Origin of the sequence: Bacillus sp. FSL R5-0603 (genome assembly GCF_038050295.1) — a bacterium.
GTDB classification, from domain to species: Bacteria; Bacillota; Bacilli; order Bacillales; family Bacillaceae; genus Bacillus; species Bacillus subtilis.
The window spans coordinates 2,472,148-2,496,189 of the sequence record NZ_JBBOYP010000001.1; the positions used below are offsets into that span (position 1 = coordinate 2,472,148).

Annotated in this window: 31 protein-coding genes; 2 read left to right on the forward strand and 29 right to left on the reverse strand. The window is 40.9% G+C overall.

What is annotated here, in order from left to right:
* Positions 1-14 precede the first annotated feature (14 nt).
* The 16 genes from cwlA to NYE56_RS12745 all read right to left on the reverse strand — a co-directional run bounded on the left by cwlA (position 15) and on the right by NYE56_RS12745 (position 13,541).
* A complete protein-coding gene (gene cwlA, locus NYE56_RS12670) occupies positions 15-833 on the reverse strand; it encodes an N-acetylmuramoyl-L-alanine amidase CwlA (protein WP_163116813.1) in 819 nt (272 codons plus the stop codon).
* Positions 834-877: 44 nt separating this feature from the next.
* Positions 878-1,300 (reverse strand): phage holin family protein, encoded by a 423-nt coding sequence (locus NYE56_RS12675; protein WP_003246208.1) that lies wholly within the window; start codon positions 1,298-1,300, stop codon positions 878-880.
* Between the two features lie 45 nt (positions 1,301-1,345).
* Positions 1,346-2,239, reverse strand: a complete 894-nt coding sequence (xepA, locus tag NYE56_RS12680; RefSeq protein WP_335450853.1) for a phage-like element PBSX protein XepA — start codon at positions 2,237-2,239, stop codon at positions 1,346-1,348.
* Positions 2,240-2,327: 88 nt separating this feature from the next.
* On the reverse strand, positions 2,328-2,492 hold the full coding sequence (locus tag NYE56_RS12685; RefSeq protein ID WP_041850053.1) for an XkdX family protein: 165 nt from the start codon (positions 2,490-2,492) through the stop codon (positions 2,328-2,330).
* Positions 2,489-2,824: an XkdW family protein gene (locus NYE56_RS12690; RefSeq protein ID WP_009967793.1), complete on the reverse strand. Its 336-nt coding sequence runs from the start codon at positions 2,822-2,824 to the stop codon at positions 2,489-2,491. The genes NYE56_RS12685 and NYE56_RS12690 overlap by 4 nt, the downstream gene beginning before the upstream one ends.
* A 9-nt stretch (positions 2,825-2,833) precedes the next feature.
* On the reverse strand, positions 2,834-3,934 hold the full coding sequence (locus NYE56_RS12695; RefSeq protein WP_341283926.1) for a pyocin knob domain-containing protein: 1,101 nt from the start codon (positions 3,932-3,934) through the stop codon (positions 2,834-2,836).
* A gap of 2 nt (positions 3,935-3,936) precedes the next feature.
* Complete coding sequence (locus NYE56_RS12700) at positions 3,937-4,209, reverse strand: hypothetical protein (protein ID WP_341283927.1); 273 nt, start codon at positions 4,207-4,209, stop codon at positions 3,937-3,939.
* Entirely contained in the window at positions 4,206-4,784 is a 579-nt protein-coding gene (locus tag NYE56_RS12705; RefSeq protein WP_341283928.1) for a YmfQ family protein, read from the reverse strand. The genes NYE56_RS12700 and NYE56_RS12705 overlap by 4 nt, the downstream gene beginning before the upstream one ends.
* Positions 4,768-5,814 (reverse strand): baseplate J/gp47 family protein, encoded by a 1,047-nt coding sequence (locus tag NYE56_RS12710; RefSeq protein WP_341283929.1) that lies wholly within the window; start codon positions 5,812-5,814, stop codon positions 4,768-4,770. The genes NYE56_RS12705 and NYE56_RS12710 overlap by 17 nt, the downstream gene beginning before the upstream one ends.
* Positions 5,807-6,232: a DUF2634 domain-containing protein gene (locus NYE56_RS12715; protein ID WP_327847293.1), complete on the reverse strand. Its 426-nt coding sequence runs from the start codon at positions 6,230-6,232 to the stop codon at positions 5,807-5,809. Before NYE56_RS12715 ends, NYE56_RS12710 begins: the two co-directional genes overlap by 8 nt.
* 12 nt (positions 6,233-6,244) lie before the next feature.
* On the reverse strand, positions 6,245-6,511 hold the full coding sequence (locus NYE56_RS12720) for a DUF2577 family protein (RefSeq protein ID WP_327847292.1): 267 nt from the start codon (positions 6,509-6,511) through the stop codon (positions 6,245-6,247).
* Positions 6,508-7,488 carry an XkdQ/YqbQ family protein gene (locus tag NYE56_RS12725; RefSeq protein ID WP_341283930.1) on the reverse strand — a complete coding sequence of 327 codons (981 nt, stop codon included), beginning with the start codon at positions 7,486-7,488 and terminating at the stop codon, positions 6,508-6,510. The genes NYE56_RS12720 and NYE56_RS12725 overlap by 4 nt, the downstream gene beginning before the upstream one ends.
* 12 nt (positions 7,489-7,500) lie before the next feature.
* Positions 7,501-8,160, reverse strand: a complete 660-nt coding sequence (locus NYE56_RS12730; RefSeq protein WP_101861093.1) for a LysM peptidoglycan-binding domain-containing protein — start codon at positions 8,158-8,160, stop codon at positions 7,501-7,503.
* A complete protein-coding gene (locus tag NYE56_RS12735) occupies positions 8,153-12,910 on the reverse strand; it encodes a phage tail tape measure protein (RefSeq protein ID WP_341283931.1) in 4,758 nt (1,585 codons plus the stop codon). Before NYE56_RS12735 ends, NYE56_RS12730 begins: the two co-directional genes overlap by 8 nt.
* A 2-nt stretch (positions 12,911-12,912) precedes the next feature.
* On the reverse strand, positions 12,913-13,050 hold the full coding sequence (locus NYE56_RS12740) for a hypothetical protein (protein ID WP_021480099.1): 138 nt from the start codon (positions 13,048-13,050) through the stop codon (positions 12,913-12,915).
* 41 nt (positions 13,051-13,091) lie between these two features.
* Positions 13,092-13,541, reverse strand: a complete 450-nt coding sequence (locus NYE56_RS12745; protein WP_341283932.1) for a phage tail assembly chaperone — start codon at positions 13,539-13,541, stop codon at positions 13,092-13,094.
* Between the two features lie 170 nt (positions 13,542-13,711).
* Between NYE56_RS12745 and NYE56_RS12750 the strand changes: the two genes are divergently transcribed.
* Both NYE56_RS12750 and NYE56_RS21335 read left to right on the forward strand, forming a co-directional pair.
* Entirely contained in the window at positions 13,712-13,891 is a 180-nt protein-coding gene (locus tag NYE56_RS12750; RefSeq protein WP_268472499.1) for a Toxic peptide TxpA, read from the forward strand.
* Positions 13,892-14,373: 482 nt separating this feature from the next.
* Entirely contained in the window at positions 14,374-14,460 is an 87-nt protein-coding gene (locus NYE56_RS21335) for a putative holin-like toxin (RefSeq protein WP_106610765.1), read from the forward strand.
* Between the two features lie 324 nt (positions 14,461-14,784).
* On the opposite strand, the gene NYE56_RS12755 is transcribed toward NYE56_RS21335, so the two are convergent.
* From NYE56_RS12755 to NYE56_RS12815, 13 genes are read right to left on the reverse strand one after another with little or no spacing between them, the layout of a single operon-like run.
* Entirely contained in the window at positions 14,785-15,228 is a 444-nt protein-coding gene (locus NYE56_RS12755; RefSeq protein WP_003229930.1) for a phage tail tube protein, read from the reverse strand.
* A 2-nt stretch (positions 15,229-15,230) separates the two neighbouring features.
* Positions 15,231-16,631 carry a phage tail sheath family protein gene (locus tag NYE56_RS12760; protein WP_341283933.1) on the reverse strand — a complete coding sequence of 467 codons (1,401 nt, stop codon included), beginning with the start codon at positions 16,629-16,631 and terminating at the stop codon, positions 15,231-15,233.
* On the reverse strand, positions 16,632-16,823 hold the full coding sequence (locus NYE56_RS12765) for a hypothetical protein (RefSeq protein ID WP_019715093.1): 192 nt from the start codon (positions 16,821-16,823) through the stop codon (positions 16,632-16,634).
* Positions 16,820-17,257, reverse strand: a complete 438-nt coding sequence (locus tag NYE56_RS12770; RefSeq protein ID WP_188323159.1) for a phage tail terminator family protein — start codon at positions 17,255-17,257, stop codon at positions 16,820-16,822. The genes NYE56_RS12765 and NYE56_RS12770 overlap by 4 nt, the downstream gene beginning before the upstream one ends.
* Before the next feature lie 12 nt (positions 17,258-17,269).
* The gene (locus NYE56_RS12775; RefSeq protein WP_341283934.1) at positions 17,270-17,773 is read right to left on the reverse strand and encodes an HK97 gp10 family phage protein; all 504 of its coding nucleotides are present in this window, start codon (positions 17,771-17,773) and stop codon (positions 17,270-17,272) included.
* Complete coding sequence (locus NYE56_RS12780; RefSeq protein WP_341283935.1) at positions 17,770-18,132, reverse strand: YqbH/XkdH family protein; 363 nt, start codon at positions 18,130-18,132, stop codon at positions 17,770-17,772. Before NYE56_RS12780 ends, NYE56_RS12775 begins: the two co-directional genes overlap by 4 nt.
* On the reverse strand, positions 18,129-18,524 hold the full coding sequence (gene yqbG, locus NYE56_RS12785; RefSeq protein ID WP_341283936.1) for a protein YqbG: 396 nt from the start codon (positions 18,522-18,524) through the stop codon (positions 18,129-18,131). The genes NYE56_RS12780 and yqbG overlap by 4 nt, the downstream gene beginning before the upstream one ends.
* 3 nt (positions 18,525-18,527) lie before the next feature.
* On the reverse strand, positions 18,528-18,839 hold the full coding sequence (locus tag NYE56_RS12790) for a YqbF domain-containing protein (RefSeq protein WP_088679326.1): 312 nt from the start codon (positions 18,837-18,839) through the stop codon (positions 18,528-18,530).
* Between the two features lie 10 nt (positions 18,840-18,849).
* Positions 18,850-19,785, reverse strand: coding sequence for a phage major capsid protein (locus NYE56_RS12795; RefSeq protein WP_187957546.1), 936 nt, complete (start codon positions 19,783-19,785; stop codon positions 18,850-18,852).
* An 18-nt stretch (positions 19,786-19,803) separates the two neighbouring features.
* A complete protein-coding gene (locus NYE56_RS12800; protein WP_335450872.1) occupies positions 19,804-20,778 on the reverse strand; it encodes an XkdF-like putative serine protease domain-containing protein in 975 nt (324 codons plus the stop codon).
* A 32-nt stretch (positions 20,779-20,810) separates the two neighbouring features.
* A complete protein-coding gene (locus NYE56_RS12805; protein ID WP_341283937.1) occupies positions 20,811-21,554 on the reverse strand; it encodes a hypothetical protein in 744 nt (247 codons plus the stop codon).
* A gap of 39 nt (positions 21,555-21,593) precedes the next feature.
* Positions 21,594-22,511, reverse strand: a complete 918-nt coding sequence (locus tag NYE56_RS12810) for a phage head morphogenesis protein (protein WP_341283938.1) — start codon at positions 22,509-22,511, stop codon at positions 21,594-21,596.
* On the reverse strand, positions 22,508-24,040 hold the full coding sequence (locus NYE56_RS12815; protein WP_341283939.1) for a phage portal protein: 1,533 nt from the start codon (positions 24,038-24,040) through the stop codon (positions 22,508-22,510). Before NYE56_RS12815 ends, NYE56_RS12810 begins: the two co-directional genes overlap by 4 nt.
* Positions 24,041-24,042 lie beyond the last annotated feature (2 nt).

Consider the following 24,042-nt stretch of genomic DNA (forward strand, 5'->3'; position numbering starts at 1 on the left):
AGGAGACTATTTATTTACTTCAAGAGAGCTTCAAGTTTCGCTTTCGTTTTTGGTCCGTAAATACCGTCTTGAGTAAGCCCGTACATAGACTGGAATCGTCTAATTGCATCTGCTGTTTTCGGACCATACACGCCGTCAATGCCGTTGTTTTTTGCTCCTTTATCCGGGTAAAAGTATAGTGCAGCCAGTGCTTTTTGAATTTGTGTTACCTTTTCCCCTCTCATCATTGGGCTCTTCACTTTAAAAATACCGGATGGTAGCGCATATGACGTTTTTTTGCTGCTTGTGTTTGTTGTTTTCTTTTTAGCTACACTTGCTTTGCTTGAGTTTGTTTTCCCACCTAGCGCCTTTAATTCTTTTTCAATGGCAGCCTTAACTTGATTCCATCTTCCCTCTGACAAAATACGGTGCGGGCAATACTTACCGTTCCAGTCTTGATGCTTGCGGACACGATCAATGCCCCAGCCGCGTTCTTTAAGTAGCTGCGCCACAAACTTAATAGCAAGCTTTTCCGCTGCCTTATATCGTACCCCTCCTGACTTGCTATAACAAATTTCGACACCAATCGACTTGCGATTCCCTGTACCGTTTGTTCCATCTCCTGTGTGCCAAGCGTTACGATTCGTTGGAATCCCTTGAATGACTTGTTTATCGTCTACTGCAAAGTGAAAACTCGTTGAGCTAGAGTTATTCTTCATGTAAGAAATCTCATTGGCTGCTGAAGCATCATTTGCAGTGTTATGAATAGTGATATATTCAGCTTTCATTGGATTAGGACATTTCAATCCATACTTTGATTTAGAGACTAAATTCTTTACAACTTTAATGGCCATATATCCTCTCTCCTTCTGTCTGTGTAATAAAAAAAGCCACTGGCTTAGCCAGCAGCTTTGTCTGCGTTATTCTTACTCTGTTCTTTTTCGTTCTCAATTGTTTGTAATCGATCTGTTATTGATGATGGTATTTTAACACCGATCTGTGCTAAGTTTTCAGTTATTGACAAACCTTCATTAGCGATATAAAAAAGAACGGTACCAAAGGTTAAGACACCGTTCAAATTGAGTACTGTATCAATCACGTTTGCTAAAATGACCGCAAAGAAATTGAGTAGCTTGCGGACATAGCCAAACCATGCGCTTCGGCTTCGCAGTTTTTTGAATTTCCATGCCTTGATTACTCCTGTTAAAACGTCAATTATGCTAAGTACTAGAAGTAAATCAAGGTACTTCACCCCTCCAAATAAATATACTCTTGCTAAATCTAATGTTTCAAAATTGATAAACAAACTTGTCTCCTCCATTTCTAATCACCTCCTCCGAGGCAAATAAAAAAGGACAGCCGGATCTTATGAGACGGCCGTCCCTCTAACTGAAAAGTTTCCATTTGTTAAAGCTGTAAGCTCCATAACAATTTCTTTAAAACCAGTAATGTTAAAAGACCAAGCTTCTGATTTCCCTTTTGTGCTAGTGGCAAATGTTCCGTCATCCACTTTCTGCCCTCTAAGGGCTCTTTTTGTCCCCGATAAGGATTTACCCCAGAACTTCAATTCGCTTGTCTCAGCCGTCCCATAAACCTCAATGAGCAACGTTTTGAATGATCCAACGGTGAATGGGTTACCCTCACCTATGTTTTCTGTTTTATCGTGAAAGACAATATCCATCGCTTTTGATTGAGTGTCCAAAGATCTAAGGTTCAGGCCTTCAGTCTGAACTTTTAAACGACCATCATCAGTTAAGCTGCTTTTATCTAACTGGACTGAGAACGGAGCAACTGCTGTAATTGGAACAGTGTGGTTAATGGTTATATCCTCTTCACCTGCGCCCAATGACTGGTAAAGTAAGAATTCAGATTGTTGTAGGTTACCATTTACATATCTGAAACGGAAATAGCGTTTAGTTAAATGAATCCATTCAGTCTCGCCAAGTGTATTTGCTTTAACAACCAACGAAGAGACTGTGGTCCATGAATTCATATCGTTACTTTCTTCAATGAATAAGGTACCTTCACGATCAGAATAAGCATGACCTTTTACTTTTGAAATTAAAATCTGACCTAATCGATCTTGGCCATATTGCGTGTACACTTCGGTCGCTTTTAAGACTGCGTTTGTCAGCAGCTCCGCATTACCTGAAATAGTAGCCACAGGTACTATAAAATCATGGTTCCCTTCTCTGTACGGTTTAGCCGCTCCTGGCTTACCCGTTGCATCTGTTGGGAATTGAAAACTATATGATGCCATAGAAAATCCTCCTTGCTATTGTTGATCTTTAGTGATGAGCATGGGTTTTACAACGGCACCACCCCCTTTTAGGCAAAATAAAAAAGCCCTAAATGGCTTCTCCTGTGATCTCTTTATACTGTTCAGCTGTAATGAGTTTTTTCTCTACCCCTTTTTGTAAATCCTCAGTCGAGCAATCTTTATAATGGATTGCCTTTTTCACCATTTCAGAAGAAGCCCAGTTATAATGCAAAGCCAGCACCCAATAATTCATGAACCTTGCCCTCCTTGTAGAGTAAGCAGTTGCAACTTTATTTTTGAAAGCTCGCTTCCCAAAGTTTGGTTTAATTCTTCAAGCTGTTTACGAGCCAGTTTTTCCTGTGACAACTCTCTTGCAAGTAGATCCACTTGAACTGGTGGTTCATATGCAGATGTACTCTGAAGCTCTTCCCACCAAGTTTTTAACTCTGCTTCCGTGGGTATAGGTGCCCTAATATTCCACTCTGCTATATATGAGGGAGTTCCATCACCATTATTCTGGACAATAAAATCCTTTGTGGGATCAGCTGTTGGGTATTTAAAAAGAATAGCTTCACCTATATTCATCGTTACCTCCTAAAATCTTGGATAGTTTCGGCCTCCAAGTTCTTGTATATCAAAAAAGTTAAATACACCATTTTTATCATCTACTGCCCTTTTCAGTGTTTCGTCTCCTCCGTAATTACAGTAGCACCAGATTTCAACGTAATCTCCTTTATTCATGGGTACAGTCGCATTGCCGTTTAAACCAAGATTCATCCTATTATCCTTTTCCTGAAAGTCTCCTCTTACATGGTGCAGTGTTTTATATGCTTTTCCATTTAGGTAAACCTTCAAATGAAAGTTTATATAAGATGTATAATTTAAGGTATATATACTTGCCCCGATTAAGTACATTCCATCGTTCGGAGCAATAAATCGATTGTTTTTAGTATCAAAGGCATCATGGCTATCTTTTATGATCCTGTTAAATGCAATTTTAGTGTGATCAATCTTTTTCAAATACTGAACACCAGTAGTTCCAATATTGGCATGAGCAAACCCTGATATCTTTTGCCACGGGGTCCAGCCTGAGCCACTCCACCAGTGTCTAATCCAAACTCCTGTACTATCGTAGTAAGTCCCAGACTCATTCCCTGTTCCGTAAAAGTATTGAGTGAAACGGTAATTATTATATTTTTCATTTTTGACAATGCCATAACCCAAGGGGTAGCCTGTAGTATTTCCCTGCCCAATGTCCATTAAGGTCAGTCCTAAAGGATATTCTTCCCCTCCTGTTCTTGCATCTTGAATAGCATTGTCTCCAGTAATTAACGTCAGATTGTTATTTTTATAGTTGGTATCCACGTAATATTTTGCATCCGATAAAGCCTTATCCGCTTTTTCCTGAGCTCCGACAATTGTTTCTTTTGCATTCCAATTCTCCCGTTCCACTGGTGAAATGTGCCGTTGTAAATCATTACGATGCTCTTCAAATTCTTTTTTCGAAGCTTGCTGTACATTATCAACGTTCCCTAGCCCGATTTGCGCCTTTGTTGTATTGTGAGGGTTGTTCATGTCATTTTTATGTACAGCTAAATCTTTATGCGCATCTTGAATGCCTTTCTCCCAACGGTTCACATCATCTTCATTAATCGGATCGTCCGGGAGCCAATCTGTTTTTGCATCATAAGCCATTGTTACACCACCTCAAAAGTAATCCTAAAATCTAGCGTTCTATTATTACTGACGTCTAAATCTGTTGTTCTTTCCGTAATCACGTTGTTTTGATCATCAAGTATCTGAACACTCTTAATATGTTTGATGTCTTCCTCTCGTTGAGTAAGTACCGTGACAACCGCACCGTGAATGGTGAGTTCCACAATTTTTGTTTCATTTCCATTCAGCAGCACTTTCGATATTCTATTTTTCAAATCTGCAGCTGTTCGCTCTCTATAAAGCTGTGTAATCATACAAGGACCACCTCGTTATTATTGAGCGTGACGGAATAACCTACCTTTAGCTCACTTGTTTTTCGATACCTTCTGTTATTCAGAATGACAGTATCTTTTATCTTGAGTGGCTCATTCAAAGCAGCTCGCAAGGTATATGCCAAATGAGCTGGCTTCATATTCTCCAATGTTTCTATGAGCTCGCTCATATGCTGCATATCATCTATATCAATATCAACATTAAAACGGTACTGTCCTTGAAGTAGCCTGACCTGAGCAGACGGATTTTTCAGGAACCGATTTAATGCCTGTTCAATAGCCTTATATGTTGCCGGCGGTATGTTGGACATTTTAGAGATTAGACGCAATCGGCGGATCTCATCGGTGTCACCTGATTCCCGCGGTACGTTCAAAATCTTTTCCCATCGTTCAAGCCCCCAGGTTGCCGTAGTAACAAACAGCTGATCTGCCAGATCAAAGATACTGTTATTTTGCTTCTCAAATTCCGGAGCTTCTGCTTTAAGAAGTTCAGCCATTTCCTTTAATTTGGTAAGAAACTGCGGCAGGTAAGCAGTCATTTCATCGAGTTTGCTCAATGATGTTCACCTGCCCCAATTTAGGGATTTCAACGTCACTCAGAACCAAATTTTCGGCCACGCCATTGATTTTAATATCTGCGTAATCACTTACTGAAGGTGAATTGTAGACAATATTATTAATCTGCGATAAACGGATGACGTTATCTTCAAAGGCAATCTTTTTAAAAAGATTTAAAACACCTGATTCGATTTCTTGCTTTACCTGATCGATAGAGCTATTGACCTCCGGAAGTACCTCGGCTGAAATCTCAACCTCTTTCCATACCGCACTCTCCACTGTGACAAAGGCACCTATTGGCGCTTGTCCCTCACCTTGGCTGGGTTCAGGATCAATATAGTTTTTCACCTTTGATATTAAAATATCGGAAGCAGGTTCCAAGTTAGCATTGGTCACGACAATTTTGACTGTGCCGTCTCCATTCCAAAGTGGAAAGATCTTTGCCTTCCCCACTCCGTCTACTTCTTCAGCCCATTGTTTATAGTGTGCTTTATTGGCACTGACAGCTTCCCGACGCACGCGGGTAAAATATCTAGCCCTTAAACTGTCATCATCCTCCTCTTCTCGGCCAGGGATTAGAATCTCTTTCACGATCGCTTTTTGGAGTCCTGGTATTGTGTCTAATGACAATAGATTTTGACCGGATATGTTTGCGTTCCCTGCTTCCCCCGCTGTTTCACATTCCAACGTCCCGTCAGCTGTGTATTGAAAATAAAGATTATCAACATAAAAGCGAGACCCTACAGGAATGGTCACGCCTTCAGTAAACTCCCCTGCCCTGACTGCTTTTGTGGCAGCCGTTCGCTCAATGCCTGCTTCAGTAGCCCGACGATCTAAAAATTCCCCTTGTGCTGTGTCTGAGAAGACAAGTTCCAGCACCGTATCGAGCCAAATATAAGACTTAGCCAATTCTGCAGCTGCAGGAGCTAAGGCATTATAAATCACGCTGCCTTCCCTCGTATCAATATCCGCTGAAATGCTGTTTAACATCCCATCCATAATCACTTCAAAGGTTTGATCTTCAAACATCTTCGCCAAGCGCCTCCTCGATCTCCAATGTTCCTTCGTCAGTCTCGACTGTAAAGGAGACACGGAACAATTCGCCTTGTTTTTCTATTTCAAAATCTGTAACAGCAGAAATCCGATCGTCATAGATCAGTGCTTCCTCTATCAGTCGAGGGATCTCCATTTTCTTATATGCGTCTGTTGTTTCGTTATCTGCCAGCACGTCTTGAAGCTCATTACCAATGTCATGACTGTAAACAGAATATGTATATCGCTCAGTATGGAGAGACAGATATACAAACTGCTTAATCGCTTCAAGGCCTGTGATGATTTCATTTGTGATACGGCCATTTTCAAAATCTATTTTGTAGGTTTGCGAGGTCTCTATGACTTCGCTGTCATCTTCAATATCATTAAATTCAACTTCTGGTGAAAGGGCCAACCCAGGCACCCCCTATATTTTGTCGAGAATAAAAAATGATTGTCCGCCTTTTAAGGAGACAATCATCACACGCTCACCTGTATTTAATGCTTCTTCTTCACCGGCCCGCAACCGCTTTGGAACAATAATCAAATCAGCAGGTATTATTAATTTGTTATTTTCATTAAGCCTTATCTCAACAGGGGAAACGGAAACCACTTCAGCCGGCATAATATCCACCGGTGACTCAGAATCAACTGCACCGACAGCCAAATGCTTGATTGCTTCACTTAGTCTCATGAGGAAACACCATCAGGAATAGAGTTTTTCTCCACAACATCAATGGTCATAGTGTGCGTGGATCCTTTAAATTCGTGTTTGTCTGTATCAATCCAGTATGTCTTCTTAACCCCAACTTCCGGAATTGAAATATAGACGGGCAAACCACTCTGAAGATCCGGAATCCCAATCGCTTGAATACTTTTGAGTTCTTTTTTGACGCCTTTTTTCTGTGCCTGTTTAACTTTCGCACGCTGCTGAAGCTGTGCCTGGTTAATATTATCGGAAACTGTTTCGACATACTGAAGCACACCGTATTTACTGATGCCAGAGCTATCACTTGCGGTGGCCGTGTAAGTTTTATTGTCTTTCTGACGCCGCAGCTTTACTCTCGTGGCAGTTTCATTAATGGAAGTGCTGTATTGATAACCAGTGATGTTTACCCCTGTTTCTAGCACCCATACCTCTGACGGATCAGGCCAAGCACGAAGGCCTAGCTTTCCCTTTGCAGAATATAATTGATAATTACGTCCGGTTTGGCTCTTCGTTTGTTTCAAGGCTTTCAGAATCATATCATAAAGACTCGTATCATCTTTAAACACTAATGATTTAATGGTGTAACCCGTATTTGCAATAGATGTCGTCGGGATCTGAAAATCTCTTGCCAGACGCTTAATAATCTCGTCTGCTCGCTGATTCGAGAACACATAAACATCTTTGTTCTTAACCAGATATTGCAGCATGTCATAAGCCGTAAAGGTCAGCCCATGTTCTTCCGGATTGCGAGAAAACACAATACCTCGAAACAGCTCTTTCCCTTTCCACTTAAACAGAACCGTATCCCCTTCTGATACGCTGTAATATGAATGGGTTCCTTGTTTGGTTATGATCTTTGCTGTGATCGATCGCGGCGCCTGATACCGTTGCCCTTCGAGGGAAACACTTTCAGTTACCAGCTCAAGCCATTCCGTTTCTTTAATGACGAAAAGTTCTATCATGTCATCACCTGCTTATTGCGGTATCTTTAATTTTTGACCAGGAAAGATCCAGTGTCCTGGCTGTCTTATATTCCGTTTGCTTCGCTTGATCATAGCCTTTTTATTGACGTTCCAAATCTTACGCCATTTTGTGCTGTCCCCATAAAATTTACCGGCAAGGTCCCACAATGTATCCCCTTTTTTAACCGTGTATGTTTTAGGAGCTGACTTAGACGGCCGTTTTTTCTTTGTCTTTTTCTTTTGCTTGATCTTCCGCGGCGAAGCGGTTTTGTATTCCTTCAGCTTTATTTCATAATCACGATCACCTATGTCTTTTTGGCCCTCGCTATAAGAAAAAACCTCGATACTGCAAGTTACATTAATTTTCGTTCCAGTAATCAAGAATTGAACAGGCTTTTTAGATTTCACCCATTTCTCGATCTTTGCAATAGCATTTTCAGGAGAAGGAAATCCCTTATACTCAGCAAGCGGGCTATGTTTCTTTGGAAAAAAAGAAGAGAACGAAATTTCTTTCGCTCCCGGTTTATCAATAAAAGTGATCTCCCCAAAACTAGCCACTTTTACTGATTCATTTTGAATTGTGTTTGAAATATCAATTTGTTCAGGAAGGACAGGAAGCCGTAGCTTATCCTTCCCTTGTGAAATCCAGAATTCATATATGGATTTAGTCAAAAGCAACGACTCCCTTCGTTCCAATGTTGATTTCCTGTTCAAGCTCATCGACAAGGGCCTGCTTAATCTTAGCTACAAGACTGTTCATGTCTTGGTCATTGTGAAAATGCTGATCGCCATTAAACTGAATAATGACCTCTTTGCCGCCTGCAGCTGTAACTGTTGTTTGATTGCTTCCCGTTGTGGCAGCTGTTACCTGACCGGAAGATAATTCAGTTTGCCCGTTTTTAGATGGGTCTGTGACTTCCATTCCGAGTGCCTTAGCTGCTTGTGCTAACAGATAACGTCCACGGATGCCTCGCTCCTCTGGAATGATCCATTCCCGTTTGTTTCCTTCACCGACACGGGCAATCTGCTCTTTGGTAATAAGTCCGCCGTTAGCGTAGCCAACATATGGACCTCCGTGTCTCATGCTTCTAATGCCTGGTACATTATTAATTGACCCATATCTGCTTTTGATATAGCCAATCGCAGCAGCAGCGTTGTGAATCGGGTTAAGAATGTTATTCATGCCCGGCAATTTATGTGCGTTGAAAGTACTTGGGATTGTCTGCATGAGCCCCTGAGATGGATGTCCTGCTTTCGCATTACTATCCCATAAGTTGATTGCCTTCGGATTACCGCCTGACTCATGCTGAGCAATTGTCATCAGCCCTGGGAGCCAGCTCATCGGTGTCTTTGTAGCCATGATAGCAGCCATGAGCCATTGCTTTACATTTCCGCTTACTGCTCCCATTCCGGAATAAGCAGCAGCTAGTGAGCCCGCTTGTTTTTCAGCAAACTTTTTCACATCAACTGAATCCAGACCTTTTACAATACCTATAGAGGCAAAGCGACCGAGACTCATCATGACACGGGAAGGTGAGTGAATATCAAGCTCTTCACGAAATGCCTTCTCAACTTTTTTCGCCAGCTCCTTGGCAGCTTCATGCACTTCACTTGCCTTAGAAGTCATGCCTGAAACAAAATTACCGATCATACCGCTTCCCCATCCGTTTGAAGATTCTTTAGATCGGATAAACGGCTTGTTAATATGAGTGCTGACGTATTGATCAGTACCAGTTTGTGAACTATTTTGTCCGGAAGCAAAACCTTTGACCGTTCCACTTCCCCATGAAGAGGATTTATTTACGGTGTTCTGGAATGGTGTTTTAATCTTCGTCTGCAAGAAGCCATCTGTACCGGTCGAAGTACTGTTTTGACCTTTAGCATATCCATTGACCACTTGCTTTCCGTAATTCGGAGAATAAGAGATTAAATTGTTCATTGGCTGCCCAACGTTTTTCTGTTTCCAAGCGTCCATAGAAACAACATGATCCCCAATTCCTTGATCAAAGCCTTTAGTGAACTGTTGACCAAATGAAGTCGCTTGTTCATCAAGACTGGATATGTCAATGATAGGAGATACAGAAGCAGTCACCGCCGCTCTACGGACTAGCGGGGAAGTTGCTGGTTCACCTCCTGCAGATGAAGCAGACGCTATATCATCAACAACACTCATCCCTAATTTTGAAGCAGCTTGAGAAAGGAGCATTTTGCCGCGCCCTTTATTATTCTCAACAGGGATAACGAATTCTTTACCAGCTTCACCAATCCAAGATATTGTTGGCTTCGTAATGTAACCACCAGTAGCATGTTTCTTTGGCTTTTCTTTTCCGGTACCAAATAAATAATTTACGCCACTCTTCACATATCCCCACGCTTTACCAGCAGTTTTTTTCGCACTTGAAGCTACTTTACCACCAACTTCTTTTACTCCACCTAAAATACTGCTTCCCAATTCCTTTACACTCTGCCACTTTTCAGACCACCACTTCTTACTAAAAAGGGTTTCTGAGATGGAACTCTTAACACTTTTCCATATTGATTTAGCATTGTCCCATTTATTTTTTGACCAGCTCTTTACACTTTCCCATTTTCCTGACCACCATTTCTCGCTAAATAAAGTGGATTTCAGCTTTCCTTTAACAGATTGCCAAACAGAAGACGCGCTGTCCCATTTACTTTGAGCCCAACCTTTTACACCTTCCCACTTTCCTGACCACCACTTCTCACTAAACAAAGTGGATTTTATTTTTCCCTTTACGGACTCCCAAACAGATGATGCACTATTCCATTTGTCCTGTGCCCAGCTTTTAACACCAGACCACTTTTCAGACCACCATTCACTATTAAATAAAGTGGACTTCACCTTTTCTTTTACATGAGACCATGTATCACTTAACCCATTGAGAGAAGTCTTCGCATTACTCTTAATGCCGGACCATTTTTCAGACCACCATTTTTGATCAAATAATGTACTGTCTAGTTTCTTCTTTACTTCTGAACCATCAAACGCTTTACCTAAACTTGATCCACCCAGGGTGCCTGCTATACCACCAACTATTCCACCAATGGCTGTTCCCACTCCTGGAATAACACTGCCAATAGCTGCTCCTGTAGCCGCTCCAGCAAGGCCACCGCCAGCTGATCCAATTTTTTCACCAACATTGTCTTTATTCATCCCAATTAAATCAGTTGCCGCTAATGCTGTTCCTAATAGAGGAACTCCCTTTGCAAACTTGCCAACACTTTTCAGAGGACTTAAGACTTTCCCGACCTTCGATGTACCGCCTGCAGCTCTACCAGCTGAGTATAGCTCCGATCTCGTAGTGATTATTGCTGATCTTGAACCTCTGGTTGGATTAGTACCTACAGTTCTACCGGAACGCCTTCTCTCCAACCGTTCAGATGACACAGCAATTGAACTATCAGAAGGATTCATTCGGTTTGAATTACCGCGTCGTCCTAAAACTCTTTTCCCTCGTCTTCTACGAATGCGATCATTTTTACCTCCATCGCTACAACAGCAACATGTTAAGCTGCCGCTTCGAGGTAAACTAGTTGGACTTGTGGTAGTTTTGGATTCTCTACTCCTTGTGCTGAGATTACGATTACTGTTTCTGTTCCTCCTTTCACTTCGCATGTTAGCGCCAGCTTCAGGAGTACGTTTTGGAATTAACTTTCGGATTACGCCTGCTGCATCACTTCCGACAGTACCTATGCCTTTTAAAAGCGGACGTAGTATTTTCAAATAACCAATCAACCCAATTAAAGAAGGGATCACAACTTTAATCGCTGTTTTTAAATCATCCCAATGGTTGACGCTCCACTCAATGGCTACGTTTAACTTATCACCTATCTCCTTACCAAGATCAGCAATATCTTTTTTGATCTCTTTAAGCTTTTCCTGACCTTCTTTACTGTTAATGAACGAGCTGATTTTATCAAAGGCCGGTCCTAATCCAGTTAGCAGAGATGTTCCCATATCCTTAGATATGCTTTCAAAATCTCTCATGGCATCATTAACCGGTGTCATTGGGTTATTATCCCGAAGTTTCGTAAAGCTACGTTCTAATTCACCGCTTGTTTTGGCACTTGTACCAATACCCTCAGCCATATCTAAAATCGGCTGCTTAAGGTCTTCATATTGTGTTCCAATAAGCTCAGTCGCAATAGCAGCCCGCTTTGTTTTATCTTTCACTTTAGAAAGGGCTTTTGCCACCCTAAATAAACTTTCCTCACCGCTTATTGAACCATCTTTGAAGCCCTTGAACATTTTCTTAGTTTCCTTGGCTCCGAACAGCGTTTTAAATGCGTCCACTTGACTATCAGACATTTCGGTTCGGCGGATGTTAAACTCACGCATACTATCGGCTAGGTTATCGAAGTTTCTGGCGCCACCCTTTGTTCCTTTTACCATGGCGTTTGCAATTTGGCCGCCTGTGAGCTTCAAGTCTTTAAAGGTGGAACTGTATTCATTCATCGTGTCTAATAAATCATCAGCCTGGTCACCGGCATTCCGGTATACATAAGCAATTAAGTCTCCGCTTTGTTTCCCAGACAATTTCAAGTTGTTATACATTGAACTGAAAGCACGATCTACCTCAGCCTGATCAGCATTCATGAGCTGAGCGATCTTACTTGACGACTCAGTCAATTCAGCTAGAGCTTTTTTAGACGCCCCTGTCTGTTGCGATAAGTTTCTAAGAGATAAACTGACTTCTTCCCGAGAACTGCCTGCTTTATTATTGAAATAGATCTGATCCGTCATTCTTGCAACATCTTTCTTATTAACGTTTGAAGTTGCTGACACATAAGCATCCTGAGACATTGTACTTTTACCAGACCCCATAATTGAACCTGCAGAAAAACCACCTGCAACTGCCAGAGTAATGGTAGCATCCTTCAAGCTGTCTATTTTCGCTTCAATTGCATCCAGAGCAGCTGAAGCTCTGTTCTTAACAGAGACGGTTGGCTCAGCAAGTTCGTCGTCTACATCGGACACATGACGACGGATCTCATCTAATTGGTTTGTTGCATGATCACGAACTGAAACAGTTGGCTCAGCGTGCGAGCGATTCAAATCAGAGAGACCTCCACGGATCAAACGAAAACGTGGTGTAGCTTGATCATTTACGGAAACTGTCACCTCATGGCTGCCCTCGGTAAGATCCTCAGCTTGCTGACGTATAGAATGTAAGCCATTCGAAACTCGATCATCTAAATCCACTTCAAGCGATCGAGCCCGTCCGGTCAAACGGTTGGCCGATCGGTCAATCCGCCGCATAACTCTCTCAGTCCGGTCTTCAGCCTCAAAAATAAGAGGGCCGTTAGCGGCCCTCTTAAGTCTTTCAGCATTGCCTTGTATCATTCGAAGCTTGCGGGAAATCTTATCATGTAATTCAAACGTGGCTGTTAGTTTAGCCATAGTTAATTACCTCCCTTCTTCGCTTCTTTTTCTAACAGCTCAAGCTTATAACCGATTAACCCATATAAGAGCGCCTTGAATTCTTTCGGAGCCTCATATAGTTCTCTTAATTCTGACGGGGCGTATTTGAGCTCATGCATCGCGTAATAAAGATATACAGCCTCTTTGTCCCCGTCCTTTACTAGTTTTTTGCCGCTTCTTCAAGGTCTTCGAGATCATCATCAAATCCATTGATTTCAATTGCTTTGTTTAGCCAGTTCGCATACTCACCGCCGACTGAAAGAACACGTTTGGCGACTTCCACTGGATCTTCTGTTTTGTAAGCCTCACGTAGTTCCTTAGCTTTAAAGTTTGGGTAAACAGTTGTTTCAACTGCAATGCGAGCATAAAAGCGTTGGCTGTCCAACTCCTTTACACGACCGCGGCCTTTTACATTTCTGTAAGTGGTGTTCTCTTTCTCAAGTTCGTCAATTCGTTCAGTCGTAATTGCTTTGAAAATGAATGGAATCACCTTTCCTTGCTTGTCCACAAACCGCTTTGAGATAGGCACTTCTACTTCTTCCGCTTCGATTGTTTGGCCTGGCATAAAGAATGAAAGGTCATATACTTTTTCGTTTTGTTTTTCGCTCATAATCATTGTCTCCTTTTCATTTCAGAAATAAAAAAAGGCATATTTTCTATAAAAAATATGCCTTACCAATTTTTTCAGTTATAATATTAGATAAGCTGCTTTAAGCAGCGTGTAGGTCCCTCCATACAATCATTCCTTAATTTATATTCTGTAAAAGGAGGTGAATTCATATGTCTGCCTATGAAACATTCATGGTCATCATAAACTTTGCTAGTTTACTTGGCAGTGTTGTGACTGTGGTTTTGACTTTTTTGACCTTTATATTCACTTTCAAGAAAAAAGACACTCATCCGGTTTATACAAGAGCGGAAAAGTGTCCAAGTGAAAAAATGGACCCTCAGGAAGGGTAATTTTCAAAAGATAGAGTGTTGCCGCACTCTATCTTTTTTTATTTTATGCATTTCTTGTTCAAGAAATACACGAAAAACCAAGAAAAATGAAACACATTACATCGGTATTCGTGAATACCTGACTTCCAGTAGTATTAATACTACTGATAGTACCAGTACTACCAATACTATTGTTAACATTAATATTAATATTAACAACCAGAGTTATCAAGTGATATGTCGTAGATTCCTCTAAATTCTGTTAGATTCCTCTAAGTTCCCCTAAATTCCACTTGATTTTAAGAAAAAATAAAGAGTTTCTGAAACGCATTACAAGAAATGCATTACACATTATTTTCCCTTTTGGGATTACTATCACTACTCAGGCCAACAAAAAATGATAACTGCTATACGGTTGTCTAGTGTATAATTATTCCTGTACATTTGCACGGCTAACTCAAAGGTGGTCTGCTGGCTAAATCCCCTGAAAGGGGGTGACGCCTATGTCGACATTTCAAGCGCTTAGTTTAATGCTTGGAACGGGAATGTTTATTCTCGCCTTGTTGACGTATATAGACAAAAAGAAATAGACCACCCTTTGAGGCCTAGGAAACTTCTAGGGTAGGTCCATATCTAAATACACCTATAGCCAGCGCTCCAATGAGGAGCCAGCATTTGTACAGGCCGGAGTGCGCCAACACTCCGGTATTTTTTTATTTTATGCATTTCTTTTGAAAGAAATACAAGTTTCTATTTGAAACTTGTTCAGTTGAATCACTTCTAACGTAATCTTACCACATTTTTTCGTGAATATCTCGTCTGAGTTTCGCCTTTTTTTCGTTAATATCTCGCCTGAGCTTCGTCATCTTTTACGCAAGCTTTTCGTAATCTTTTTGGCGATTTTGTGAAAGTAATTAGAATGTTGATTTCAACTGCTCAGGAACATCAAAGTCCTCAAAGGTAAACGGTACTTCTTCCTCTAATGCTTCTGAATCAACATCAAGCCCAGCGATTTTCGCAGAATCAAAGTTCACGTCGTACAAGGTGACTCGTTCAGTACCACGCCCTGAAGATGCGTCATCTAGTACAGCTTGTAAAGTGAAGTAAGGATCACTTCCCTTTTTCACATAGTCCATCATAATAAGAACAAATTGAGAAGTCACTTTATAAAAAGTAGCTGTCCCTGTCCCGTTTGCACCGGTTGTTTTATGCCCTGTCATCCGACGCCCCATGATATTTACCTCGGATTTATTTTTCTCCACGTTGGCTTCAAACGTTTTGATATGGGCCATTTCTTCTCCATCAAGAAACAGCCTGCCCTCTTTACCTGAAATGGTGTTTTGCGCTTTTAATGCCATTCTTATTTCACCTCAACATTAAAGTAGAATTTTTCAGCTGCATCCACCGGTTGAACTGCAAGATCAATCAGGAAGCCGTCACGATCGTTATTCAGAGCAATTGTAATGTCATTCTCTGAATCAAAATCAGTAATGCCCCCGTTATCTTGAAGAACACTCAAGTATTGAGTAATCAGCGTTTTTACAAACTGCAGTCCGTCATTTGTAGCGGGAACGTCACTGCCGCTTGCTTTGCGAGACTTGATCAATGCTTTTAATTGAGATGTAAGGTCATTATTGATTGCATCAAGTACACGGACAATTTTGTTTTTCTGGAACATCTTATTTTTCTCTGCTGTTAGGCTTGTGAGTGAATTAATGTCCTTTTCAACCGATACTGATTTATCACGAGAATCATAAGTAAACAAAAATTCCCCATTTGACAATCGTTCAACGATTTCGTCGTTGTCAATTCGGTTAAGGACATCTACAGCTCCCCCGTATTCTACAAATGTAAGTGATTGATTAAATGTAGCCCCCGCACTTGCGCCTGCAACCCAAGCAGTAGCTTTTTCAGGAGTGATCTCCGTTCCATCTTCAAGTAGGACGCCACCAGTTACATTGATAATACCCTCATGGTCTCCCTTGTAATTTGAAAGAATACCTTGAACCTTTTGCCCTTGGTTGTCTCTCAGCCGTTTGATGAACGCAACAAACGTTGCTTTTAATTGCTCGTTATCCTCTACAGGTAAAGCGATTGTGTCAAAGTATTCCGTTTCAGCCGCTTCCAAGAAAGCTGTATAATCGGCATTTGTCGGTGTTTTGTCTGTTCCGCCTGACAAGCGGATTCCGGAAGTTGTAGGGAGAGCACCGCTAACATCTTCAGGGGCCGTACCGGTTAATGGAATAGTAACTGTTAAATCTCCTTTCCCCGTAAACGTGACATAGTTATTTGGTTTAAGCTCTTCAGCTTTAGACACTGTTTGTTTATCCACTTCAGATTGATCAAGGTAGGTAGTGACATCAACTTTCGAAGAGTCAATAACGTTCTCCGTAATACTAATAATGATGTCATTACCTTTAGTGCCGCCATAAAGAGCAGTAGCCTTTACACCTTCGCCAATGTCTGCCGAAGCACGGAGACCTTCCGTCAGGCGATAAAGCAAGACTGTATTTGCCTTTTTCATTGCCTCACGTAAAAGCAAAAGAGACGGATCATCGATATTTAATCCGACTTTTTTATTCAAGTCCTCGATGGAAGAGATAGAAATGAATTTCTTAACCTCGCCCCAGCTGGAAGCTATCGGCAGCGCAACTGTTCCACGTTCTCCTGCAGAAACACGGTTTTCCGCGGTCGTTTTGAAGTTGAAGTAAATACCGGCACGCTCTTTTTCCTTGCCGGGCGTGAAAGTCCCCCCGTTCATCTATTTGACCTCCTTTTGAAGAAACTGATTAATTAACCTCTTCGCTTCCGATTTTGTAATACTCGTTTTATGAACATGAAAAAGAGCACCGTCAAACACCTCGGGTTTTACCCCAAAGAGCTCTCGACTGTGCTCTCGCAAATCCTTAATATAAAAAGCATTTTCCGCTTTCTCTTTTTTAGTGGCCATCATTTCACCCCGCTTTTAAATTTAAAACCATCTATTGAACGCTGTTCTTCCCGCTCATACCAATAGCGGCTCGTCCAGTTTAAGACAATGGTCGCGTAATCATCTGATACCCGCGTTTCTATTCGAGATAGACGAATAAAATCCCCCGTATCCTCGCCAGATTCTTGTATAAGCGGAATTATGCCCCTTTTGCTTCTAAGTGTATCCACAATCCTTTCTGCTTCGTTATGAGCCTTCTGTGCGTTTTCGTGAAAGAGTTTTACGTTTAAAACATAGGATTTCTGAAACGTAGATACTGTGTCCACCCCATCGACTGTGGAAGCGGGTGGAAAGTAAAGAGACGGAACAGCAAAGTCCTGCGGTATTTCTTCTTCATACACTTGAACTGGATACAGTTTGTATAGATAGCCCATAATTGAACCTACTTCTTGATTCATGGCAACACCGCCTTAAAATTCTTCATCAATCCATTGCTGTAGCTTCCGCTCAAGGCTTCTCTCAAACATCAACTGAAATATAGCCATGGCGTTATCCCAAAAGCCAGAACCGTCGACCCATTGGAACTTCAGCAACATTCCGGTTTTTCTTTCAGCAGGGTCATACTCGAAACGGTCGCCTTTCCACCGCCCTGGGACCCACCGTCTATCCTGATTTTTAGACGGATCGATAGTAAAGTGCCCGTCATTCACATATGAGGCGTATTCTAGATTTGTTCCAATATCCAACTTTAAGCTGCCTTTTGTCATTGAAAAGATATTATCCTGGTCACCTTTCTGAAAGGAATTAAGCAAGCGGCGTGTGTCTACCGTCTTCGTCCTGATAATTTCATCTTGAATAATGTCTAGGAACTCAAAACCCATAGCTTCAAGCCATTCCTCGTATCTCCCTTTCAATTCTCTACGAGAAGCACGGTTTAATGACTGAATGAACTGATCAAGACCTTTGATCTTCACAAATATTCAACCTCCCGTACTGCCGTAACTTCCCAATGATGATTCCTGACTTTGCGGGGCTTCTGTAATTTATAAGCAGTACCATCCCAAACCGCCCTGTCATTTACTCGAATATCAGCAGTAGCAGGGAAATGCACAAGGAATGATTGATAAATAGCTACATTCGGTTCTTGTTGGATAACGGACTGACTCTTTTCTGTAAAATAACACGGCTGATTTTCTATATCCGGCTCATCAGGGTACGAAAAAACCGGTTGAACATCTTCAACCGGCACCCCGAATTTTTGCTGTCTATTTTCTTTTTTCTCCTGTAGATGGTAAATGCCACATCTGTGAGTCAATAAGGATTGATAACTCATATTGATCTCATCCGCACTTTCGCTTCAATCCCTTCTAAATCAGGGTCAGCCGGTTTCACATAATCTTTTATTAATGCATACACATCAGGTTTTTGAAGAGATCTGCCATCCCCTAGAGTATAAGAATAGTCACCAATTTTTTCAGTTGTATATCCTTTAATAATTGACTCGTCGCCATTTATAAGAGCATAAAACTGAGACAACTTTAATAGGGCCAGTCGAACCGTTTCAGGCAAAGGAATATACTCTGCATCTGAAAAATCATGTCCAACTTTAAGAATGATATCGGCAGTTGCCTCAAGTATATCCTGTTTTAACAACTCGTCAGGTCTGGTCTTTACAGACTCAAAAACCGAATAACTCTTTAATTCATCGGGAGTGATTAACAGCATAGGTCACTCCCCTTTGTTATCTAATTGCTTAAGGATGTAGGCAATTCTTTCATCTGCGTTTTTGAAGTCAGACGGATTGCCACCAAGATTAGAAATAATGGATTCATGCTCTGCTTTATTCATACCTTTCAATTCCGATTCAGTATAATTTATCGGATCATCCTTTTGATTCTTAAGATCTTTACCCAGCACAAAATATGGATTTTCATTTAAATACTGATAGAGCCTTTTTGGTACTGTTTGACTGACACCTGCTCGAAAGGTTATTCCCATGACATTGTATGTTTTGCCTTTAATAAGCTTTGCAGTGTACACACCAAACCACCTACTCCTTCACTTTCACAATCTTGGCTACGGCGTCTTCTTCTTCAAAAACACTATCCAATTTCGCTGTCAGAACAATGATAAACATACGGCGACGGATGTCTTTATCTACTTCAATCCGAATGTTACGAGAGAATCCAAGAATAATATTCTTCGGATGAGTAAGGATGATATCAGAAACATCAGTTGTTGTATCTCCCTCTCCAATCGTATAAGGCTGTAAATTCGCAATACCTTTGACCGGAACACCAAAAGCAGAAGAAAGGCCACCTTGAACAGCTGCATCCCCTAAATTTGTTTGGCGATCAGCTACGCGATCTTTCCATTCAACCTCAATACCAGGCGATGTATAGAAACGGAACTCCTGCGGAATTCGCAAATATTTTGGAGGTACAGCTTTGTACCCTCGCTTGAACGTTTGGCGTGTCAGTTCCTCACCTGCAGCATCAACAATGTGAGATGTAGCTTGTTTTCTGATGCCATCTAATTGTGCAAGATATGAGTCGGATGAAGATGTGTCTCCATTTACAAGCAACTCTTCAATATCAACCGCAGCACGCTCAGCTATCATTTGCATAATTGTATTTTGAAGACCATCTTTTTCGATGTTGTTTTCAAGTGTGTCATAGGTAATGTTAACTTCAGCAATAACTTCTTTTGTACTTAAGTTAACTGTGCTAGTTGATGGAACTGATTTTTGATCTTTAGTTAACGCAACTCCCTCTTGGGCTGCCCTTAAAATACGCTGACCAAAACCGATCTTCTCGATTTTCTGTGTGTCATGGTCCATTTGAATAACACGCGCATCTCTTAAAATAGTTGGCGTATCTTGAACCATTCGAATAAAAGTTGAAGCTTGAGTAGGATTCATAATCCCGCCGCTCTCTAAAGTAGAAAGCGTCATTTCTGCTTTATTAATAACCTCTTGATTTCTCATTCTTATCCCCCTTATACATTAAAACAACCCTGACCAGATTGATTTTTGAACTTGTTCGGAACCCGATTCTTCAGTTTGCTTAGATGTTCCCCGGCTTTTTTCAATTGCTTCAATACGATCAGCGAGCGGTTGAATAGCTTCTGAAATTGCCTTTTTGATTTTCTCGTCCTCTTTTTCAACCTCTTCTTCTGTTTTTTCTCTATCTTTCTTTTTAAGTTCTTCCTCTTTTTCTAATGTTTCGAGCCGCTTCTTAATTGGCTCTAATGCTTCTTGAATGGATTTTGTTACTTCATCCGAAGTCATTTCTTCTTCCTCCTCTTCTGTTTCTACCTGACTCAGTAAATTACCGAGAGCAGTATGAGCATTTTTAATTTCCTGCAGGTTTGAAGCGGAAAACTTTCTGCCCGCCTTTGTAACTGGCTCTTCATATGATTGCTGTTGCTTACCCGTAAAAAAGTTTTTGAGCAAATTAAAAAGCCCTTTCTCATCTGTTTTCTCTTGAGAAACGGGCTTTTCTTCTTGTTTTTCAATTGTCTCAGCGGTACCAGCCATTGAATAGCCTGTAATTACGCCTTTTTTAATTTGCTCCCATACTTCTTCGGAAGCCTTCGTCACAAGGACCCATGAACCCTTTTTGATGGTTTCCCCATTCATTACAAAGTCAGCAGGTGCGACATAGGACTCTACCACCTCACCAACACCGCCCTGAAAGTCATGTTGCTTGTCAATTTCTCGGGCATCTTTCAGGAATCCATGAGCGGCTTTTTCGATTTCTGCAGCTGTCATGAAATCCCCGTGGGCGTCCACTGTTTCTGGTTCATATACGATTCCATAAACGAGTTTTTGCTCGTCCGCTTCTTTGGTAAGAACCTTGACTTCTTTTTGAAATACCGGCTTTTCTTCTGACTTCATAAAAAAGAACTGTTTTTGATTAGCAGCCTTGTCGACGTATGAAACATGGGTGATTTTTGCGTTCACCAATTCTCTTGGCATGTTGTTCACCTCCTTTCAAAATAAGAAGACCCTCATGAATGAAGGTCTTCTGCTAGTGTTTTTGATAACTCAGTACGAAGTTGTTCAAGCGACTCTGCACAAAATTTGTAATAATCACTTGCCTCAATTGCAAATTGAACTCTTTTATCTTTACTAACTTTTCTAACTTTGAGGCTATTGCTTTCAACCGATTTAGAAATTATAAATAAATCTTTTATGGCATCAGCCGCTTGCTTTGAAACTTTACCGTTTCCGTACAGCACATCCATAACGTGAGAAATATCGCCTTCAAACTCTAGATCAGTTTTTACTTTTACAAAATTCATGATATTTTCTAAACCTATTAAAAAATCACTCCAAATATCTTTAATGGTTTGAGTTGGATCTATTAGTGCCTTTTGAAATACTGCATCTAACATCAGTTGATCATTTATCATTGTTTGTACAGGAATGTCTATAACAGCTTGAATATCTTTAACATCTTTTTTAGGTGCCTCTTTTAAATTTTCCGCTACTGTTTCCAGTCTATCCCCAATAGAGACCAATAAACCATTTCCCCCTCCCCCTGATACCGTGATTTCTCTTTCTTTTAAAAGATTAAGTATTCCTTTTTTGAAAGCAAATGCAATAATAACTACAGCTAATGGCCAAGAAGTAATTGCGCTAGTAATAAATTTAGAATTTAAAACAGACGATATCAACTTAGTTGCATCATCCACTGGAATATGAAAATCTAATAAATATGTAATAAACAAAAAACTGAAGAGTATTGCCATAAAAATCCCCCATTCAACTAATGAGGATATTATACTATTTTATTCCATGTTTGCTAAGGCTTCTCTTCGAATCTCTTCTTTTTCCTCAGCTGACAGTCCTAAAATCTCATTATCTACCACAGGCGACAAAACACAATGGCAATGAACCCGCTCGCCTGCAGATAGTTTAGGATCTCGCGGAAACATGCAGGTCTCGCTGCTACCTGGTATCTGAAATTCTTCATCCACTCCAATGACTGTGCCATCAAGATCGATGTGATTTTCACGCGGGTTGTTCTTCTTCCCTCCGCTGTGCCGCCATTTCTTTTTCTTTACTGCCGGCGATTGTGCATAAGATTCATGCTGCGCGGCAGAGGAAGCGGCAAGCACTTCAGTTATGGCCGTTGTGCGAGCTCGTTCCCTATCAAATTGAGGCATGTCTTTAAGCTTCAACTCAATATCCTGGATGGATAATCCGTTTTCTATGGCGTCTGTCAGTACATTCTCCACCGCTTCATGAGTGTTTAACTTCATGATCTCAGCTAGCTTCTTTGACCAATCCTTAATCCAATTAACTGTACGGGTAGATAAGACTTTAAAAGGCACCTCTGGATCTATTGAATCCATGATTACTTCAGCCAGCTCTTCAATAGTCTGTTGCAGGAATCCCTCAGTCAGTTCCTGAAATTCTTCCTCGAAATCATCCTCCGCGAATAGGTTCTGAGTAAAAAACACTAAAACGGCTTTTAACGTCTCTTCTGAGTCTTTGCTTACAAAACCTTTGAGACCATCTAAAAACTTCTTATGCTGGCGTCTGAGCAATCTGGCAATGCCTTTTTCATATTCCTCCACATACTTGGGTATATTAGATTTGCCAGGAAAGTCAGGTACCATTTCCTCTAATTGCTTATACTGATTTTCCTCGGCTTTTTGAATGAATGCGTTCAGACTGTCCAATAGCTTATCTGTTTTGTTCATCTCTTCAGATCCTCCAGAACATCCCTCATATCTTTTAATAACCCAATCATATCAGGAGTACCGGTCTTAGATTTAAACAGCGCAGCCAAAGGATCGGAAGCGGACTCAGTGCTATTCTTACCAAGCGGCCGGTTGTATTCTTCCTCTGGCCATTCTTCAAGCGTCTTACCAAGTACCCGTCCAGCCAGATCACGTAGATCATTCGGAGAAACTGCACCAGCTGTTATAAACGGTGTTAGAACCTTAGCAATCTCAAGCGGGTCTCTAAAGTCAGGCCCTTTCAACATAAGACGAACCTTATGAATTTCAAGATCATTTAGAAATAAAGCATTCAGTTTACCTGTGATTAATTTTCGTTCAGGCTGAAATACTTGTTCCTCAGTAACCTTTCTTGCTGTGTCAGCTGTCGCTCTGTTGTAATCTTGAGCTTCACCTGTATAAAGTGGAGGCAAACGAAAAGCCGATCTAATTTTGTCTCGGCTCTTTTGGTCATATTCAAGAAACAAGGCATCCTCTTGAAGGATTTCAGCAAGTGATTTAATATCAACTTTCACTGGAGCAATCTCTTCATCACCATGAATGTTTTTCCCCTTCGCTATGCCTTCCGCTTCAAGTAAAAGAAACTTATGAGCATTTTCCACACCTTCAAGCCCATTCATGTAATCCTGCAATTGTGTATATGAGTCCTCAGACAACATACCATTTTCAATTGTAATGGCAGCGGGAATATGTCTACCTTGTTTGAAGTACATGAAGTTTAGCTCTTCAGCTTTTCGAGCCCCGTACAGATTAACAATATGGCCAATCCATCGCGGTTTCCCATAAGTACCGCTTCCTATTTTGAAATGGACCACTTCATTTGCTCGTTTCTCGAATGGGGTTTGTTCATCATATTGACCTGTCTCTAAATTTAAAGTGCGAGGATCACCATATTCTTTAAAATAAACCATACGGCCGTCAATCATCTGAACATACTTTCGAAATCGTTTCTCTCTTTTGATTGATTTTCTTTGTCCTTGTTCAAAGTACGTAAAATCAACTTCGATTGGTTCAGACAGTTTGCAAACTCGTACATTTTGAACGTCCATGTATTCAATGCCGGCTGGCTTATTTTCACCGTTTCGGATAACCTCAATAAATCCATTACCGGTCTTTTCTCGGTCTTCAATCACAAAGCCGAGTAAAGTCTCAGCTGACTCATCAAAGTGAAGATATTTAACGAACTCTTCAAGCTTTGTCCATTCACTTTCAGCTTCTGTTTTTTCTTCATTTGTCACATCTGGAGAGTTTACATCAAACGAATACTCAAAATCAAAACCAAAACCCACAATATTTGTCCTGTAAGCATCAACGCATTGCTGTAAGATCGTTGAATACTCAGCAATCATCTTTAATTCTTTTAGGTTATACGGAGGCGGTAAAATATTACTGTCATAACTGTCCGCAAATTCATCTTCATAAATTTGTTTCGTTGATTCAGTAGGTGGAGAAGCTTTGATCACTCGTGCTTTAACAGATTGTTTTGACATGC

Bases quoted from the DNA above. Each gene is read 5' to 3' on its own strand.
- NYE56_RS12760 (WP_341283933.1), bottom strand. From the start codon at position 16,631: ATGAACGGGGGGACTTTCACGCCCGGCAAGGAAAAAGAGCGTGCCGGT.
- NYE56_RS12710 (WP_341283929.1), bottom strand. From the start codon at position 5,814: ATGTTTGAAGATCAAACCTTTGAAGTGATTATGGATGGGATGTTAAAC.
- xepA (WP_335450853.1), bottom strand. From the start codon at position 2,239: ATGGCATCATATAGTTTTCAATTCCCAACAGATGCAACGGGTAAGCCA.
- NYE56_RS12800 (WP_335450872.1), bottom strand. From the start codon at position 20,778: ATGCCAAGAGAATTGGTGAACGCAAAAATCACCCATGTTTCATACGTC.
- NYE56_RS12685 (WP_041850053.1), bottom strand. From the start codon at position 2,492: ATGAATTATTGGGTGCTGGCTTTGCATTATAACTGGGCTTCTTCTGAA.
- NYE56_RS12750 (WP_268472499.1), top strand. From the start codon at position 13,712: ATGTCTGCCTATGAAACATTCATGGTCATCATAAACTTTGCTAGTTTA.
- NYE56_RS12805 (WP_341283937.1), bottom strand. From the start codon at position 21,554: ATGGCAATACTCTTCAGTTTTTTGTTTATTACATATTTATTAGATTTT.
- NYE56_RS21335 (WP_106610765.1), top strand. From the start codon at position 14,374: ATGTCGACATTTCAAGCGCTTAGTTTAATGCTTGGAACGGGAATGTTT.
- NYE56_RS12780 (WP_341283935.1), bottom strand. From the start codon at position 18,132: ATGAGTTATCAATCCTTATTGACTCACAGATGTGGCATTTACCATCTA.
- NYE56_RS12700 (WP_341283927.1), bottom strand. From the start codon at position 4,209: ATGATTACACAGCTTTATAGAGAGCGAACAGCTGCAGATTTGAAAAAT.
- NYE56_RS12720 (WP_327847292.1), bottom strand. From the start codon at position 6,511: ATGAGACTAAGTGAAGCAATCAAGCATTTGGCTGTCGGTGCAGTTGAT.
- NYE56_RS12725 (WP_341283930.1), bottom strand. From the start codon at position 7,488: ATGATAGAACTTTTCGTCATTAAAGAAACGGAATGGCTTGAGCTGGTA.
- NYE56_RS12740 (WP_021480099.1), bottom strand. From the start codon at position 13,050: ATGCATGAGCTCAAATACGCCCCGTCAGAATTAAGAGAACTATATGAG.
- NYE56_RS12755 (WP_003229930.1), bottom strand. From the start codon at position 15,228: ATGGCATTAAAAGCGCAAAACACCATTTCAGGTAAAGAGGGCAGGCTG.
- NYE56_RS12690 (WP_009967793.1), bottom strand. From the start codon at position 2,824: ATGAATATAGGTGAAGCTATTCTTTTTAAATACCCAACAGCTGATCCC.
- yqbG (WP_341283936.1), bottom strand. From the start codon at position 18,524: ATGCTGTTAATCACTCCCGATGAATTAAAGAGTTATTCGGTTTTTGAG.
- cwlA (WP_163116813.1), bottom strand. From the start codon at position 833: ATGGCCATTAAAGTTGTAAAGAATTTAGTCTCTAAATCAAAGTATGGA.
- NYE56_RS12695 (WP_341283926.1), bottom strand. From the start codon at position 3,934: ATGGCTTATGATGCAAAAACAGATTGGCTCCCGGACGATCCGATTAAT.
- NYE56_RS12810 (WP_341283938.1), bottom strand. From the start codon at position 22,511: ATGAACAAAACAGATAAGCTATTGGACAGTCTGAACGCATTCATTCAA.
- NYE56_RS12770 (WP_188323159.1), bottom strand. From the start codon at position 17,257: ATGAATCAAGAAGTAGGTTCAATTATGGGCTATCTATACAAACTGTAT.
- NYE56_RS12735 (WP_341283931.1), bottom strand. From the start codon at position 12,910: ATGGCTAAACTAACAGCCACGTTTGAATTACATGATAAGATTTCCCGC.
- NYE56_RS12795 (WP_187957546.1), bottom strand. From the start codon at position 19,785: ATGAGAAATCAAGAGGTTATTAATAAAGCAGAAATGACGCTTTCTACT.
- NYE56_RS12675 (WP_003246208.1), bottom strand. From the start codon at position 1,300: ATGGAGGAGACAAGTTTGTTTATCAATTTTGAAACATTAGATTTAGCA.
- NYE56_RS12815 (WP_341283939.1), bottom strand. From the start codon at position 24,040: ATGTCAAAACAATCTGTTAAAGCACGAGTGATCAAAGCTTCTCCACCT.
- NYE56_RS12745 (WP_341283932.1), bottom strand. From the start codon at position 13,541: ATGAGCGAAAAACAAAACGAAAAAGTATATGACCTTTCATTCTTTATG.
- NYE56_RS12765 (WP_019715093.1), bottom strand. From the start codon at position 16,823: ATGATGGCCACTAAAAAAGAGAAAGCGGAAAATGCTTTTTATATTAAG.